A 16,473-nucleotide genomic window follows, 5' to 3' on the forward strand; every position below is an offset into this window, starting at 1 on the left:
CATGATCGCGATGTTCTGCGACGACGGCTGGGTCGAGTGCATCAAGAACATGATCCTGGGCACCGTCTCCTTCGCAATCGATGGGCTGATCAAAGTGATCTTCGATCCGATTTTCGACGCGCTGGCCAAGGCCGTCGGCAGCGTGATGGCCACCATCGGAACGTTCTGGGTGTACGTCGACACGCCGTCGATCGGGAACTCCAGTACCGGTAAGCCGGACTTCGCGATCGACTGGATCTGGCAGCACACCGCGTGGATCGCGGTCTTCGCGGCCACCATCGGGGTGATCGTGGCCGGTTGCCAGATGGCCTGGTCCCAGCGTGGTGAGTCGGCCCGTGAGCTGCTCCGGTCGCTGCTCACGCTGGCGGTCGCCTCGACGATGGCGGTCAGCGTCGCGCAGGTGCTGATCACGGTCGGCGACAAGTTCTCCGAGTGCATCGTGTCGACCTCGCTGGCGGAGAACGCGCAGGGCTTCGTCTGCAACCGGCACGACGCCAACGCGGCCGGCTTCGGCCGGGCGATGCTGGTGCTGCTGGGATTGAGCGCCCCGACCGGCACGCTCGGCGTCGGGTTGATGATCGCCATCGCCATCATCGCGTTGCTCGCCTCGCTGATCCAGGTCGTCTTGATGGTGGTCCGCTACGCGATGCTCATCCTGCTCATCGGGGTGCTGCCGATCGCGGCCTCGGCGACGAACACCGAGATGGGCAAGGGCTGGTTCAAGCGCATCATCTCCTGGCTGGTCGCCTTCATCCTCTACAAACCCGTGGCGGCCCTGATCTATGCGACGGCGATCAAGCTCACCTCGGCCAACTTCGAGAAGAACAAGCCGAAGACCGGTCCGCTGGCGTTCGCCGGCCAGACCGACGGCGACAAGATCATGAACATGGTCACCGGCATCACGATGCTGGTGCTCGCCCTGTTCGCCCTGCCGGCCTTGATGCGGTTCATCGCTCCGATGGTCTCGGCGACGGCCGGGTCGGCCGGGGCGGGCATGATGGCCGCCAAGCTCCTCGGTGCGGACAAGATCGGCGAAAAGGTCCAGGACTCCACCAAGGGCCAGAGCGAGAGTGACGGTCCCACCGGCTCGGAGAATCCCGGGCCCTCGCCACAACCGACCTCCAGTCCACGCGGTTCCGATTCACCGAGCGGCGGCGGGGGTGGCCGAGGTGGCGGTGGCGGCGGTAGCGGTGGCTCTGGCGGTAGCGGTGGTTCTGGCGGTGGCGGCGGAGGAGGCGCCGGCGGCGGTGCTGGTGGAGGTGCCGGTGGTGGCGCGGGCGGTGGTGCCGGTGCCGGTGCCGGAGCCGGAGCAGGCGGCGCGGCTGGTGGCGCGGCCGGCGGTGGCGCCGCGGCAGGTGGTGGCGCGGCGGCCGGTGGTGGTGCGGCAGCAGGCGGTGCCGCGGCCGGTGCGGGAGCAGCAGCCGGACCGGTCGGGATCGCTGTCGTCGCGGCCGCGGCAGCGGTCAAGAAGGGCATCGACACGGCCAAGGAGTTCACCGAGGACGTCGGCAAGGAAATAGACGGAATGGATGAGGGACCAAGTGGCAGCGGCTGACAGCGTGCGGAGCACGCCCAGGACCTACGGCAACTGGCGCCAGCCGGCGTCGGCGGGCATCGCGGGCCTGGGCACGCTCGGCACCATGATCATGATGGGCGGCCTGGTGGTGACGCTCATCGCCACCATGGCCGGCGGACTGCTCGGCGCGGTGATCTCGATGACGATCGTCGGGATCACCCTGCTGATGCTGATGACGAAGGACAAGCACGGCCAGTCCAGCCTGCAGAGACTCTCGACCCGAATTGGATGGCAGCGAGCAAAGATGGCCAAGCACAACATCTACCGTTCCGGTCCGCTCGGCCGTACGCCGTGGGGCAAGTTCCAGCTCCCCGGACTCGCGGCCGCATCCCAGTTGAGCGAGTACCAGGACTCCTACGGCCGCCCGTTCGCCCTGCTCTTCTACCCGAGCACCCGGCACTTCACCGTCGTCATCAACGCGGAGCCGGACGGCGCCTCGCTGGTCGACGAGGACCAGGTCGACAACTGGGTCGCGCACTGGGGCCAGTGGCTCGCGTCGCTCGGTCACGAGCCGGGCGTCGTCGCCGCCTCGGTGACGGTGGAGAGCGCACCTGACACCGGGATCCGGTTGCGCCGCGAGGTCACCCACAACACCCAGGACGGTACGCCGGCGATCGCGCGGGCGATGCTGGCCGAGGTGATCCAGACGTACCCGGAGGGGTCCGCGCTGGTGTCCGCCCGGGTCGCGTTGACGTTCAAGGGCACGGACCGGCAGGGCAAGCGCCGCAAGGAAGAGGACATGGGCCGCGAGCTCGCGTCCCGGCTGCCCGCTCTCACCCAGAGCCTGAACTCGACCGGCGCCGGTGCTGCCCGGCCGGTGACCGCGCAGGAGCTCTGTGAGACGGTCCGGATCGCGTACGACCCGGCCGCCGCAGTACTGATCGACGAGGCTCGTAGTCAGGGCATGTCGCCGGAGCTGCAGTGGACCGATGTCGGTCCGGCCGGTGCGCAGTCGTTCTGGGACAAGTACCGGCACGACAGTGCGTGGTCCGTGACGTGGCAGATGACGCAGGCACCGCGCGGTGAGGTGTTCTCGTCCGTGCTGTCGCAGTTGGTTGCCCCGCATCCGGACATCGACCGCAAGCGCGTCACGCTGCTGTACCGGCCGCTGGACGCGGCCACGTCGGCGCGCATGGTGGAGGCGGACAAGCGCAACGCCTCGTTCCGCGCGACCGCCTCGGCCCGCCCGTCGGCCCGCTCGCTGGCCGAAGCAAGGGCCGCTGACCGTACTGCGATGGAAGAAGCGCGCGGAGCCGGTCTGGTGAACTTCGGCATGGTCGTCACCGGCACGGTGATGTCCGCCGAGCAACTGCCCGACATGATCGCCGCGATCGACAACCTCGGTGCCACCGCCCGGGTGCTGCTCCGGCCGGCGTACGGATCGCAGGACTCCGCCTTCGTCGCGGCGCTGCCGCTCGGCGTCGTCCTGCAGAGCCACCTGTCGGTTCCGGCCGGCATCCGGGAAGCCCTATGAGCCAGCGGGAGGCCCTGTGAGCAAGAAGAAGAAGCCGGTCGACCCGATGCGGGGCGGCAAACGCCCGATGCCGCGCGGCTGGCCCGGTATGGCCGGCGGCTACTCGACCTACCTGCAGGCCCCGGCCGAGTGGCGCGGTACGACGGTGCAGGTCTGCGGGATGTGGCCGTTCGCGGCCGGCACCGGCAGCCCGATGGTCGGCGTACCGATCGGCCGCAACATCCTCTCCGGCGCGACCATGTGCTGCGACCCGATCAGCTGGTTCATGCGCGCCAAGCTGATCTCCAACCCGTCGGTCTTCGTGCTCGGCAAGCCCGGTCTGGGCAAGTCGACGATCATCCGGCGGATGGCCCTCGGACTGGCCGGGTACGGCGTGATGCCGCTCGTGCTCGGCGACCTGAAGCCGGACTACAAGGACCTCATCGAGGCGCTGGGCGGTCAGGTGATCCAGCTCGGCCGCGGCCGTGGCCACCTGAACGTGCTCGACCCCGGCGAGTCCCGCAAGGCCGCGTTGCGGCTGACCGGCAGTGCTCGGCAAGCGATCCAGGCGGACGCGCACGGCCGCCGTTCCACCATGGTGTCCGCGCTGATCTCGATCATGCGCTCGGCGCCACCCACCGACCGCGAAGAGACCATCATCGACGAGGCCCTGAAGGTCCTCGACGAACGCCACGACGGCACCCCCGTACTGCGGGACCTCCTCAAGGTGGTCCAGGAGGCCCCGGACCGGGTCCGCGACGTCGCCCTCGACCGCGGCAGCATGGAGCGCTACCGGCAGATCACGGAAGGCCTCGAAGCCTCCCTGATCGGTCTGGTCGGCGGTGGCCGGCTCGGTGAGATCTTCTCCGAGCAGACCGACCACCCGATGGCGATGGACCGGCCGGTCGTGTTCGACGTCTCCAACATCGACGACTCCGAGACGAGCCTGCAGGCCGCGGTGCTGCTGGCCTGCTGGTCGTACGGCTTCGGTGCTGTCGCTGTCTCGCAGGCGCTGGCCGATGCCGGGCTGGAGCCACGGCGGCACTACTTCGTCATCCTGGACGAGCTGTGGCGGGTACTGCGCGCAGGCCGCGGCCTGGTTGACCGGGTCGACGCGCTGACCCGTCTGAACAGGCAGCGCGGTGTCGGGATGGCGATGATCTCGCACACCATGTCCGACCTGCTCGCGCTGGAGCACCCCGAGGACCGGATGAAGGCGAAGGGTTTCGTCGAGCGCTCCGGCATGGTGATCTGCGGCGGGCTGCCGCGCGCCGAGATGGAGAACCTGACCGCCGTCGTACCGCTGTCGGGTGAGGAGCAGAACATGCTCATCGGCTGGCAGGACCCGCCGGCCTGGGACCCGGCCACCGGTGAGGAGGCGGCGCCACCCGGACGAGGGAACTTCCTGGTCAAGGTCGGTGGCCGCCCGGGCATCCCGGTGCATGTCGCGCTGACCTCGGTCGAGCGCGAGATCAACGACACGAACAAGCTGTGGAAGACCGGCGCGGACGGCCGGCCGCTGAAGGTGGAGATCGGCGACGACGGGACCGAGGAGGTCGTCGAGGAGTACACCTTCGACGACCCGACCATGCTGCCGCCGCCCGACCCGAGCACCCGGCTGGCCCCACCGCCCGACCCTGCCACCCGGATCGTCGCGAAGGCTGGAGTTGAGGAATAGTGGCCCAGGGCAAGAAGTCCACCGGTCCGGCCGGGTTGTCGGTCGAGTCGATCCTGGTGTTCGTCGGGATCGGCCTGTTCGTGATCGTGGTCGGTGGGATCTGGTCGTCGCTGAAGATCGCCGCCGCGATCAACAACACCCGCGACGTCGGCGGGAACCCGGTCGGCGCGATCACCGACCTGATCGACGGCACCCTGGAGTGGTCGGGCGCCGCGACCGGTGTCCTGCTGCTGGAGATCGTCCTGCTCGCCGTGCTCGGCGGTGGTGGGTACTACCTCGCCGTACGGATGGGCAGGCCCGGCTCCCGGGTGGACCGGTCCGCCCAGTTGATGTCGAAGCGCACGGAGATCTACAAGCTCACCCGCGAGGGGGCTCAGGAGATCGCCAACCGGCTCGGCGCCGGGCATGCGGGTCCGGGCGTCATGATCGGCCGCACGGTCCGCGACAACCTCGAGGTGTTCGGTTCCTGGGAAGACATGCACGTCGACGTCTGGGGCCCTCGGACCGGTAAGACCACGTCGCGCGCGGTGCCGGCGATCCTGGAGGCGCCGGGCTCGGTGATCGCCACCTCCAACAAGCGGGACATCGTCGACGCCACCCGCGATCCGCGCGCGGCCAAGGGGCCGGTCTGGGTGTTCGACCCGCAGGAGGTCTGCGGCGAGGAACCCGCCTGGTGGTGGAACCCGCTCAGCTACATCACCGACGAGACGAAGGCACGCCAGTTGGCCGAGCACTTCGTCGCGTCGCAGCGGTCCGAGTCGGCCCGCACGGACGCCTTCTTCGATGCCGCCGGCACCGATCTGCTGGCCGGTCTGCTGCTGGCCGCGGCAGTGGCCAAGCGCCCGATCACCCAGATCTACAGCTGGCTGGCGGATCCCCGCAACGACGAGCCGGAGCGCATCCTGCGATCCACGCCTGGGCTGCAGCTGTCCGCGGACGCACTCGCCGGTGTGATCAGCGCACCGGACAAGCAGCGCGGCGGCATCTACGGAACCGCCCAGCAGAGCGCGCAGTTCCTGATCAACCGCAAGGTGACCCGCTGGGTCATCCCGAACGGACCGAACGACAACCGGCCGCAGTTCAACCCGTACCAGTTCGTCCGCGAAGGCGGCACGCTGTACAGCCTGTCCAAGGAAGGCGCCGGTACTGCGGGCCCGCTGGTCACCGCGTTGACGGTGGCCGTGGTCGAAGCCGCCGAGGACTACGCGAAGACCTGTGCGGGCGGCCGGATGCCGAGTCCGCTGGTCGGCGTACTGGACGAGGCAGCGAACGTCTGCCGCTGGAAGGACCTGCCGGACCTCTACAGCCACTTCGGCTCGCGCGGCATCGTGCTGATGACGATCCTGCAGTCCTGGGCCCAGGGGGTCGAGTGCTGGGGCGAGCGCGGCATGGAGAAGCTCTGGTCCGCGGCGAACATCCGCGTGTACGGCGGTGGTGTGTCCGACGCGAACTTCCTCGAGCGCCTGAGCAAGCTGATCGGCGACTACGACATCACGTCGAACTCGGTGTCGTACAACAAGGGTGAACGCGGTACCAGCAAGCAGACCCAGCGGCACCACATCATGGAGGTCTCCGACCTCGCCTCGATGCCGCCCGGGCGCGCGGTCGTGTTCCCGTCCGGGATCCCGGCCACGATGATCAAGACGGTCCCGTGGATGGCCGGCCCGTACGCGGCGGCGGTGAAGGCCTCGTTCGCGCACCACGACCCGGGTGCGTCGGCTCCTGCCATCACCCAGGGCGGCGCGGGCGCGTGGATCGCCGCCGGCCGCAACCAGCCCACTGCGCCGGTCGCTCCGAGCGGACCGCCGGCACCGGTCTGGGAGCAGACCGAGGAGCAACGCCGTGGATGGTGAAGGCGAGCTCTTCTACCCCCACGTCGCCGCGTTCGTCGAGGACCGGCTGGTCTACCTGTACTGCCGGCGCATCGGGCAGCAGTTCGTCTGGTGCCCCGAGTGGTACCGGCACGCGGAGGCGCTGAGCCGGCTGGACTCGATCTGGCGGGCATGGGAGCACCTCCGGCTCGACCCGGCGACCGGGATGTCGGTGTGGTGGCGTGACCATGCCGACCCGCACATGATGGCGTTGCTCGACCCGGACGGGCCGTTCGCGGCCTGCCGTGGTTCGCACAGTGACTACCCGATCCCGCCGCTGCCGGTGCAGGAGCCACCGGCCGGCCTCTTCTTCGACCAGCGCCAGCCGAACCTGCGCGGCGTCTGAGATTAGCGGTGCGGGGTGATGACCGAGGAGCTGGCGGCGGGTGTCGCCGCTCCTCCCTAGGCGCTGGGTGCTGGTAGGCCGAGGGATTTGCCGAGGCGGGTGAGTTGATGGTCGAGGTGGGCCGGGAACTGGGTGACGGTGTTGGTGAACTGTCCGAACAGCTCCAGGCTCACCAGGCCGCAGAGCGACGAGAAGGCCAGCAGACCGCGCGCCAAGATCTCCGGCTGGAGCTCGCCGGGCAGTGAGGGCCTCAGCCGGTCCAGCTCACGCCGGAGAGCAGCCGTCATCGGTGGGTCGTCCTGAGACGGCTCCAGCTCGGCGTCTGCGAGCAGCCCGAGCAGGAGGAGGGGAACCCTGCTCCCGGCGGCAGTGGTCCGTTCAGGAGGCGCGTGGTACCCGGGGACCGGGCTGCCGTAGAGCAGGGCCCACTCTGCCGGATTGGCGACGGCCCACCGGCGTACGGCGCGTCCGATGGTCAGCCAGCGTCGGCCCAGGTCGCCGCGGTGGCAGCGAGCCTCGGCAGCCTCCACCGCGTCACCGAACGCGTTGTACGACTCCTCGATCAGCAGGGTGAGCAACTCGTCGCGGCTCGGCACGTACCGGTAAATGGCTGACGAGACCAGGCCGAGTTCGCGGGCGATCGCGCGCAGCGAGAGACCGGCCGAGCCCTCGGTGCGGAGCTGCTGGTGCGCGATCCGGAGGATGTCGGTCATCGTCTGCTGATGCGCGCGCTGTCTCGGCGTCGTCATCTGCTGATCATCACCGGTCGGTGGAGCAGTGGCAACTTGAGAGAGCACTGCTCTTGCTTTCTGCTGGCTGATCGCCAATACTGGAAGCAAGAGAGAGCGGTGCTCTCACAAATGTGAGGAGTGGGGACGATGCAGGAGATCTGGCGCTGGAGCAACCTGGGACTGGCGTTCGCGGTCGAGCTGGCCGGGCTCGGGATCTTCGCGTGGTGGGGCTGGCGGACCGGCGGCAGTACGCCGATCAAGCTGCTGCTCGCGATCGGGCTGCCGGTGCTGGCCGCGGTCGTCTGGGGCCTCTTCGCCGCACCGACGGCGAACTACGGCAGCCCGGTCGTCACCACGATCGTCAAGATCGCCTTCTTCGGCCTGGCCGGCCTGGCCCTGTGGAGCTTGGACCACTGGCTCCTCGGCACCGTCTTCGTCCTCGTCGTAGCCGCCAACCTCCTGATCATCCGCGTCGGCCACATCACCGCCTGAGCGCGCAGCTGCACCCGCCCCGCACGCCGGCCCCCGCGTGCGGGGCGCCCGGCGTACGGGCGGGTGTTGCAGGCGGCTCGGCGTGTTACTCGCCGAGGCCGAAGTCTCGGAGTTCCTTGGTTTTGGGTTTGCGGCTTCTGAGGTTCTTGCGGGCGCGCGGCGTTCGCTGCGGCGGGTTGCGGACGGCCTCCGCGGCGGGCGGTTGCTCGAGCCTTCGAACGTCGGCCTCGCGGCGGTGTTCGCGGGCGTCGGCGCTGTAGGTGTCGGCCGTGGCGTCGTCGCGGTTCGCCCGGGCGTTCTCGATCGACCCCGAAACCCGCGCTCGCCCCGCCTCGGCACGGTCCGCCTCGGCGGCAGGGTCATCCCGCCCGGCAGCACCTGATTCCAACCCGGCCGCGCGACCGAAGTCCTGCCTGGCAAGCCGGCGCTCCGAGTCCGCGTGCGAACGGAAGTTGTCGCGCCCGCGCTCGTCCACATGCGCCAGCCGCAACGCCTCCGCCACCTCGGCCTCCGCCCGGTTCACGTCGAGCCGCCGCCGGCTGTCGAGCCGTTCGCGCTCGTCCCGGGCGTCCTGCTCGGCGTCCTCGCGATGCCGCCGCGCCTCGTCCTCGTCGGCTTCCTCGTCCAGGCCGGCGCCCTCCGCCTGCGCCAGGTCGGCACCGGCCTCCCACTCCTTGGCACGACGATCCTCGCCGGCGGCTTCCGCGCCGGGTGCGCCCTCGTCCTCACCCTTGGCGTACGCCGGGTCCAGCCCGACGCTCTGCTCGTCGTCCGTGTCGGCCATGCCGCTCCTTCCGTTCAGGGCTCCACGATGCCGCACGGACAGGTCAGCTGAACAGCAGGCATCCGGGGAAGATCGCGCCCGGAGCCGCTGTTGGAGCCGGGTATGAAGATCGGCGCGGCCGCCAAGGCCAGCGGTGTGAGCGCGAGGTCCCTGCGGTACTACGAGGACGAGGGCCTGATCGTCCCCGGCCGGTTCAGCAACGGCTACCGCGACTACTGCCAGTCGACCATCGACAGGGTCGCCGTGATCCGCTCGCTGCTCGAGTCCGGGCTTCCGGTCCGGCTGGTGCGAGAGTTGCTGCCCCACCTCGGCGCCGGCTCGGTCTGCTCCGAGTTCGTGGACGAGGTCGAGCAGTACCGCGATCGGCTCGCACGCCGAGTCGCCGTACTCACTGCACAGCAGGCGGCGCTGGACGAGTACCTGCGCGAAGTCGGCCGCATCGCTTGACCTTGACGCCTGTGTGAGAGTTCTACGTTCCGCTGCATGGAGAGCAACGAGACGATGCGGGCGCTGGTCCAGCGGTCGCACCGGGGACCTGACGACCTGATCCTGACCGACGTACGCCGACCCTCACCAGGCGCTGGGGAGTACCTCGTGCGAGTGGGAGCCGCCGGGGTCAACTTCGCCGACGTCATGCAGACGTATGGGCGCTACGGCGGAGGGCCGAAGCCGCCGTACGCAGCAGGCTTCGAGGCTGCGGGGGAGATCGTCGGGATCGGTCCAGAGGTGCCCAGTGCGTTGCCGGTCGGCACACATGTCATCGGAGCGGGCACGGGAGCCTTCTCGGAGTACGTCGTCATGCAGGCGGCCGAGGTGCTTCCGGTACCGACGGGGTGGAGCGATGCCGAGGCTCTCGGGCTGGTGTTGAACTGGGCGACTGCGTTGGCGGCGTTGAAGCCTCTGGGCGGTCTGGAGCCGGGGGAGACGGTCCTCATTCACGCTGCGGCTGGAGGCGTGGGGCAGGCTGCTGTGCGCCTCGCTCGCCACTACGGCGCCCGCGTGATTGCCACAGCTGCGTTGGCGAAGCACGACACCGTAAGAGCGCTCGGCGCCGACGAGGTGGTGGACAGTGCATGCTCCGACCTCGCAGCCGAGGTCGCCCGCCTCACTGGTGGCGTCGACCTGGTCCTGGAATCGGTCGGACGCACTACCTTCGCGGCCAGCATGTCCGCCGCCAAACCGATCACCGGACGCGTCGTCGTGTACGGCGCTTCGTCCGGCGACGCTGCTGTGACTACTCACGACCTGGTCTTCACCAGTCCGGTGCAGCTCAAAGGGCTGCACATCGGCGCGTTCGCCGCCGCTGTGCCGACTGTCTATCGGTCCATGATCACAGAGCTACAGGAACTCGTTGCCCAGGGCGTCTATCCACCAGGCCGGTCGCAGCTTCATGCACTGGCCGACGGACCGGCCGTACTGCGTGAGCTCGAAGCTGGCCGGACCACTGGCAAACACGCGCTCGATCCCTGGCGCTAGCTGCTCACTGAGGCGCGGTGGTCAGCGGACGGCGCCGGTGACCAGCCAGCCGTCCCGGCGTTCTCGGAGCGTCAGCGTGAGGAACCGCAGCAGCATGTACCCACCGAACGCCCACCACAGCGCGACGATGCCACGGTCGAACCACTGCACGCTCAGCGCGAGCGGCGCGAACAGGAGCAGCGCGATGATCCCTGCCACCGCCAGATAGGGACCGTCGCCGGCACCGATCAGTACGCCGTCCAGCACGAACACCACCCCGTTGACCGGCTGCCAGATTGCGGCAACCAGCAGGATCGCGGCCAGCGTGTGGCGCACCTCGGGGTCCTTGGTGAACAGCGGCACGTAGAGGTCGCGCAGTCCCCACAGAGCCAGGCCGCCCACCACTCCCGACGCCAGCCCCCACCACATCATCCGGCGGGTGATCGCCCGGGTGCCGACGACGTCCCCGGCGCCCAGTGAGCGGCCGGTCAGGGCTTGAGCAGCGATGGCGATCGCATCGAGCGCAAGCGCAAGGAACGACCACAGTGTGAAGGCGACCTGGTGCGCTGCGACCGACGTAGTACCGAGTGAGGTGGCTACGAAGGTGGTGAGCACGATGGCTACGCGCAGCGTGAGCGTCCGTACTACGAGCGGTACTCCGGCGTGTGCGGAAGCGAGGATTCCCGGGCGATCCGGGCGGAGCTTGGCGCCGTCTCTCCGAGCGCCGCGGACCACCACGACGACTAGTGCTGCTCCGGCGGCTGTCTGGGCGATCGCCGTACCGAGTGCTGAGCCTGCGATGTTCAAGTCGAGGCCGTAGACGAGCAGGAAGTTCAACGCGATGTTGGCGAGGTTGGCCGAGACAGCGACCACCATGGGCGTCTTGGTGTCCTGCAGACCGCGCAGTACGCCGGTAGCCGCTAGCAGCAAGAGCATGGACGGGATGCCGAGACAGGAGATCCGCAGGTAGGTCACTGCGTAGTCCGCCACGTCCGGCGAGGGGTGGAACCCAGCTATGGCGAGCGGAGCAAACAGCAGCCCGGCAACAGCCAGTACGACGCCCAGCAGCAGGGCCAGCCAGAGTCCGTCGATGCCCTGCGCGAGTGCTCCCTTGTGGTCGCCCGCACCGATGCGTCTGGCCACCGCTGAGGTCGTCCCGTACGCCAGGAAGACGCAGATCCCGACCAGCGTCTGCAGGATCGTTCCGGCGACTCCGAGTGCCGCCAGCTGCGGCGTACCGAGGTGTCCCACGATCGCCGAATCGGCCAACAGCATCAGGGGTTCGGACACCAGCGCGAAGAACGCCGGCACGGCCAGCCGGAGGATCTCCCGGTCCTGGGTCTTCCAGGTAAGGGGCATGGGGATCATTGTGCCTGGCGGTGGCTGTGCACAGAGCAGCGGACCTGTGGGTATCGAATCTTTTTCTTCTCCACAGTTGTGGGTGGGGAAAACCGCAGGTCAGAGCAGGGTTGTGGATCTCTGTGCGCAGATATCCACAGGGATATGCCCAACCTGTGCACACCTGATCGGCGGGTTATGCACGGCTTGTCCACACCCCCTGTGGACGGCTGGCTACCAGGGTTCGGGGTGTCGGGCGTACGGTCGCGGGACTGACGCCGTCCGGCCGCAGTCTCGGGGTGAGAACGCCTGCGGATGCTGTCGGTGAAATTGTCGGTGCGGCTGATTACGATTCGATCAGTTGTTCGAACGGGCCGGATCGCAGGTGTGCGGTGGGCGCGTGCGGGTGCGATGTGGTTCGGGTGGCGGACGAGGAGGTCGGACGAGTGAGCGTTGCGGAGTTCCGCGGGGGGCCTGGCGGCGGGAACGAAGAGCGCGACCCCCAGCTGGGTTTCGACCGGACCCCACCGCAGGACCTGGCCGCCGAGCAGTGTGTGCTCGGCGCGATGATGCTCAGCAAGGACGCCATCGCGGACGTCATCGAGACCCTGCGCGGAACGGACTTCTACCGGCCGGCGCACGAGATCGTCTTCGACGCGATCACCGACCTGTATGCCCGCGGCGAGCCGGCCGACGCGATCACCGTCGCGGCCGAGCTGACCAAGCGCGGCGAGATGACCCGGATCGGCGGCGCGCCGTACGTGCACACCCTGGTCGCCTCGGTCCCGCTGGCGGCGAATGCGGGGTACTACGCGCACATCGTCCGGGAGAAGGCGATCCTGCGCCGGCTGGTCGAGGCCGGCACCAAGATCGTCCAGATCGGGTACGCCGGCGAGGGTGAGGTCGACGACGTCGTCGACCAGGCGCAGGCCGAGATCTACTCGGTCACCGAGAAGCGGACCACCGAGGACTACGCGCCCCTGAAGGACATCATGGAGGGCGCCCTCGACGAGATCGAGGCGATCGACTCCCGCGGTGACGCGATGGTCGGCGTACCGACCGGCTTCACCGATCTCGACGAGCTGACCAACGGCCTGCACCCGGGCCAGATGATCATCGTCGCGGCCCGTCCGGCGATGGGGAAGGCGCTCGCGCTCGACACCCCGCTGCCGACGCCGACCGGCTGGACCACGATGGGCGAGGTCGCGGTCGGCGACGAGCTGATCGACGCCGACGGCCGGCCGACCCGGGTGGTCGCCGCCACCGAGGTGCTGGACGACCGGCCCTGTTTCGAGCTCACCTTCTCCGACGGGACCGCGTTGGTTGCTGACGGCAACCACCAGTGGGTGGTCGAGGACGGCGGCCAGTCCGTCGTGTGCACGACGCTCGACCTGCACAGCGCGATGTCGGCCGACTCCGGGCTGACCCCGCTGGTTCCGCGGTCCGCGCCACGCGAGGTCGTCGGGCACGGGGTGTCGACCGGCGTCATCGGCGACGCCGACCGCCGGCTGGAGCGGGTCGTGCCGGTCGCGAGCGTGCCGGTGCGCTGCGTGGAGGTCGACAACGCCGACCACCTGTATCTGGCCGGCAAGTCGATGATCCCCACTCACAACTCGACGCTCGGGCTGGACTTTGCCCGGTCGGCGTCGATCAAGCACGGGCTGACCTCGTGCATCTTCTCGCTGGAGATGAGCCGCAACGAGATCACCATGCGGCTGCTGTCCGCCGAGGCGAAGGTGCCGCTGCACCACATGCGCAACGGCAAGATGACCGACGAGGACTGGGCCCGGCTGGCCCGCAAGATGGGCGAGGTCTCCGAGGCCCCGCTGTTCATCGACGACTCGCCGAACCTCACGATGATGGAGATCCGCGCCAAGGCCCGCCGGCTCAAGCAGCGGCACGACCTGAAGCTGATCGTGATCGACTACCTCCAGCTGATGACATCGGGCAAGAAGGTCGAGTCCCGCCAGCTCGAGGTCTCCGAGTTCTCCCGCTCCATCAAACTCCTCGCCAAGGAACTCGAAGTCCCCGTCATCGCCATCTGCCAGCTCAACCGAGGCTCCGAACAACGCTCCGACAAACGCCCCATGGCCTCCGACCTCCGCGAGTCGGGTTGCCTGACCGCCGACACCAGGCTGATGCGGGCCGACACCGGGGCAGAGATCAGCCTGGGCGAACTGCTCGCCGCCGGTGCGCGGGACATTCCCGTCTGGTCGCTGGACGATCGGTTGAAGCTGGTGCCGCGCACGATGACGCACGTCTTCCCGAGCGGGGTCAAGGAGGTCTTCCGGCTCAAGCTCGCCTCCGGCCGCGAGATCAAGGCGACAGCGAACCACCCCTTCCTGACGTACGACGGGTGGAAGCCGCTCGGCGACCTGGTTCCGGGCACGCGCCTGGGCTCACTTCGGCATGTGCCGCCGCCGCTCGACCTCAAGCCGTGGGACGACGACGAGGTCACCCTGCTGGCTCACCTGCTGGGCGACGGGTCGTTCGTCAAGCGGCAGCCGATCCGCTACGCCAGCATCGACGAGGCGAACGTCGCGGCGGTGGGGTCCGCGGCCCAGCGACGCTTCGGCATCACGCCGATCCGCGACGAGTACGCCGCTGCCCGGGTCACCACGCTGCGCCTACCCGCGCCGTACCGGCTGGCCCGTGGCAAGCGGAACCCGATCGCCGCGTGGCTGGACGACCTCGGCCTCTTCGGACTCCGCAGCCACGAGAAGTTCATCCCGGCCGGCGTCTTCGGTCTTCCCAAGGAGCAGGTCGGCGCCTTCATCCGCCACCTCTGGTCCACCGACGGCTCAGTCCGCTGGGACGCCAAGGTCAAGCAGGGCAGGATCTACTACACCTCCACCAGCCGCCGCCTCGTCGACGACCTGGCCCGTCTCCTGCTCCGCTACAACATCTTCAGCCGGATCAAGGTGGCGAAGAAGGCCGGCTATCGCGATTCCTACCACCTGTACATCTACGGCGTAGAGAACCAACTCCGCTTCTGCGACGAGATCGGCGTTCACGGGGACCGCGGCCTCAAGGTCGTCGAGGTCGCAACCGCGCTTCGCGATGTGCGCGCCAACACGAACCTCGACACGATTCCCAAGGAAGTGTGGTCCCAGGTTCGCCAGGTGCTGAGCGAGCGCAAGGTGTCGCATCGCGAGTTCGCCGCCGCGAGGGGCACTCAGTTCTCCGGCTCCACGCTGTGGAAGCACGCGCCCAGTCGGCAGCGACTGGCGAAGGTCGCCGATGTTCTCGACAACGCCGACCTCGAGGTCCTCGCCACCAACGACATCTTCTGGGACACGATCACCTCAGTCGAAAGCCTCGGCGACCAAGAGGTCTACGACGCCACCGTCCTGGGCACCCACAACTTCGTTGCCGAAGGCATCGCCACCCACAACTCGCTGGAACAGGATGCCGACGTTGTCATTCTGCTTCACCGTGAGGACGCCTATGAGCGGGAGTCCACTCGGCCGGGTGAAGCTGACTTCATTGTTGCCAAGCACCGGAACGGGCCTACGGCGGATGTGGTCGTGGCGTTCCAAGGGCATTACTCGCGGTTTGTGGACATGGCGCACGACGGCTGATCAAGGGGTGGTTGTGCCTGTGCCAGGGGGTTGGGTCCAGCGGTGGGCCGAGGTGGATTCCTGGGACAGGAGGCGGAGGGTGGAGATGAGGGTTTCGCCGAGGATGGTGCCGATGATGACGCTTTCGGCGATCTGGTCGGGGGTGGCGCGGTCGGGGCGGGACGTGACGGCCGCGAGTTCGAGAGTGGTGAACTTCTCGACGGCGTCGGCGTAGGTCTCCAGCAGGCCGACGAGGTGGTCCTGGTCGAGGGAGCGCATGACGGCGATCGTCTCGATCAACGTGGTGAGCGCCGGGGCGTCGGGGGCGACCTTCCAGCCGCGTGAGTCGATCAAGGCCTCGACCTGAGCGGTCGCCGCGTCGGTGGCGGCTTCCGGTGGGTGCGATGCGAGTTGGCGTCGGGCGGTGATCGCCCGGTGGGCGCGGCCGATCTGGTCGTGCAGGGACAACGTGTCCGAGTCCAAGCCGTCCAACACCTCCTTCACCTGGGCGACTGGTACGCCGGCCAGGTCCACCAGAGCGCGCACGAGCCGCAACCGGCGTACGTGGAGGTCCCCGTAGCTCGCCTGGTTCGGGCTGGTCAGCTCGCCTGGGGGCAGCAGGTTCTCGCGCAGGTAGTACTTGATCGTCGGCACCGGCACTCCGGAGATCCGGCTCAACTCTGCGATCCGCATAATCACTTGCCTCTCGCTCGCTTGTGATGGATAGTATCAGTATCCATAAACGGATAGTGCGACTATCCAAAGCTGAGGAGCGTCACCGTGACACTGAGCGACCCCTCCCGCATGATCGCGGGCGTCATCCTGCTGACCATCGCCACCATCGAGTTCGGTGGCTGGTTCATGACCAAGATCGTGCGCGGTGACGTGCCGATGACCGAGTTCCAGAAGTCGTTCGCGCGGGCCGGTCACGGGCATGCCGGCGTACTGGTGATCCTCAGCCTGGTCGGCCTGCTGTACGTCGACTCGACCAGCCTCGACGGATTCTTTCTCTGGGTCGGCCGGCTCGGCGTCCCGATCGCGGCGATCCTGATGTCCGGCGGCTTCTTCGCCTCGTCGGCGGGCAAGGACCGGACCAAGCCGAACCAGTTCATCTGGATCCTCGCCGTCGGCGCGGCCAGCCTCGCGGCCGGCGTCATCACCCTCGGCATCGGCCTCCTCACCGCCTGAC

The 16,473-nt window shown here is 68.6% G+C and carries 14 protein-coding genes; 10 read left to right on the forward strand and 4 right to left on the reverse strand.

Annotated features, from left to right (window positions below):
• Position 1: 1 nt before the first annotated feature.
• Genes EV138_RS17445 through EV138_RS17465 form a run of 5 tightly spaced genes read left to right on the forward strand, consistent with a single transcriptional unit; the run spans position 2 to position 6,924 of the window.
• Positions 2 to 1,555, forward strand: a complete 1,554-nt coding sequence (locus EV138_RS17445) for a TrbL/VirB6 family protein (protein ID WP_133979958.1) — start codon at positions 2 to 4, stop codon at positions 1,553 to 1,555.
• Positions 1,530 to 3,050 (forward strand): SCO6880 family protein, encoded by a 1,521-nt coding sequence (locus tag EV138_RS17450; RefSeq protein WP_238158191.1) that lies wholly within the window; start codon positions 1,530 to 1,532, stop codon positions 3,048 to 3,050. The genes EV138_RS17445 and EV138_RS17450 overlap by 26 nt, the downstream gene beginning before the upstream one ends.
• Positions 3,051 to 3,066: 16 nt before the next feature.
• Positions 3,067 to 4,707, forward strand: coding sequence for a putative type IV secretion/conjugal transfer ATPase (locus EV138_RS17455; protein ID WP_238158192.1), 1,641 nt, complete (start codon positions 3,067 to 3,069; stop codon positions 4,705 to 4,707).
• On the forward strand, positions 4,707 to 6,560 hold the full coding sequence (locus EV138_RS17460; protein WP_202866745.1) for a type IV secretory system conjugative DNA transfer family protein: 1,854 nt from the start codon (positions 4,707 to 4,709) through the stop codon (positions 6,558 to 6,560). The genes EV138_RS17455 and EV138_RS17460 overlap by 1 nt, the downstream gene beginning before the upstream one ends.
• Complete coding sequence (locus EV138_RS17465) at positions 6,550 to 6,924, forward strand: DUF4913 domain-containing protein (protein ID WP_112245189.1); 375 nt, start codon at positions 6,550 to 6,552, stop codon at positions 6,922 to 6,924. The genes EV138_RS17460 and EV138_RS17465 overlap by 11 nt, the downstream gene beginning before the upstream one ends.
• Before the next feature lie 56 nt (positions 6,925 to 6,980).
• Here the strand turns inward: EV138_RS17465 and EV138_RS17470 are convergent, their stop codons facing one another.
• Positions 6,981 to 7,673, reverse strand: coding sequence for a TetR/AcrR family transcriptional regulator (locus EV138_RS17470; protein ID WP_133979959.1), 693 nt, complete (start codon positions 7,671 to 7,673; stop codon positions 6,981 to 6,983).
• Between the two features lie 129 nt (positions 7,674 to 7,802).
• Between EV138_RS17470 and EV138_RS17475 the strand changes: the two genes are divergently transcribed.
• Positions 7,803 to 8,147 carry a YrdB family protein gene (locus tag EV138_RS17475; RefSeq protein WP_133979960.1) on the forward strand — a complete coding sequence of 115 codons (345 nt, stop codon included), beginning with the start codon at positions 7,803 to 7,805 and terminating at the stop codon, positions 8,145 to 8,147.
• A gap of 85 nt (positions 8,148 to 8,232) precedes the next feature.
• Here EV138_RS17475 and EV138_RS17480 read toward each other — a convergent pair whose 3' ends face one another.
• A complete protein-coding gene (locus EV138_RS17480) occupies positions 8,233 to 8,931 on the reverse strand; it encodes a hypothetical protein (protein ID WP_133979961.1) in 699 nt (232 codons plus the stop codon).
• A 102-nt stretch (positions 8,932 to 9,033) separates the two neighbouring features.
• Here EV138_RS17480 and EV138_RS17485 point away from each other — a divergent pair, with 102 nt between their 5' ends.
• Entirely contained in the window at positions 9,034 to 9,378 is a 345-nt protein-coding gene (locus tag EV138_RS17485) for a MerR family transcriptional regulator (protein ID WP_133979962.1), read from the forward strand.
• Between the two features lie 36 nt (positions 9,379 to 9,414).
• On the forward strand, positions 9,415 to 10,407 hold the full coding sequence (locus EV138_RS17490; RefSeq protein ID WP_133979963.1) for a zinc-binding dehydrogenase: 993 nt from the start codon (positions 9,415 to 9,417) through the stop codon (positions 10,405 to 10,407).
• 21 nt (positions 10,408 to 10,428) lie between these two features.
• Here EV138_RS17490 and EV138_RS17495 read toward each other — a convergent pair whose 3' ends face one another.
• Complete coding sequence (locus EV138_RS17495; RefSeq protein WP_133979964.1) at positions 10,429 to 11,745, reverse strand: MATE family efflux transporter; 1,317 nt, start codon at positions 11,743 to 11,745, stop codon at positions 10,429 to 10,431.
• Positions 11,746 to 12,170: 425 nt separating this feature from the next.
• Here EV138_RS17495 and EV138_RS17500 point away from each other — a divergent pair, with 425 nt between their 5' ends.
• The gene (locus EV138_RS17500; RefSeq protein ID WP_133979965.1) at positions 12,171 to 15,305 is read left to right on the forward strand and encodes a replicative DNA helicase; all 3,135 of its coding nucleotides are present in this window, start codon (positions 12,171 to 12,173) and stop codon (positions 15,303 to 15,305) included.
• Here the strand turns inward: EV138_RS17500 and EV138_RS17505 are convergent, their stop codons facing one another.
• Positions 15,306 to 15,977, reverse strand: coding sequence for a MerR family transcriptional regulator (locus EV138_RS17505; RefSeq protein ID WP_133979966.1), 672 nt, complete (start codon positions 15,975 to 15,977; stop codon positions 15,306 to 15,308). It lies immediately after the preceding gene.
• A gap of 87 nt (positions 15,978 to 16,064) precedes the next feature.
• Here EV138_RS17505 and EV138_RS17510 point away from each other — a divergent pair, with 87 nt between their 5' ends.
• On the forward strand, positions 16,065 to 16,472 hold the full coding sequence (locus tag EV138_RS17510; RefSeq protein WP_202866746.1) for a hypothetical protein: 408 nt from the start codon (positions 16,065 to 16,067) through the stop codon (positions 16,470 to 16,472).
• The last annotated feature ends 1 nt before the right edge of the window (position 16,473 follow it).

This window comes from Kribbella voronezhensis (genome assembly GCF_004365175.1).
Taxonomy (GTDB): Bacteria; Actinomycetota; Actinomycetes; order Propionibacteriales; family Kribbellaceae; genus Kribbella; species Kribbella voronezhensis.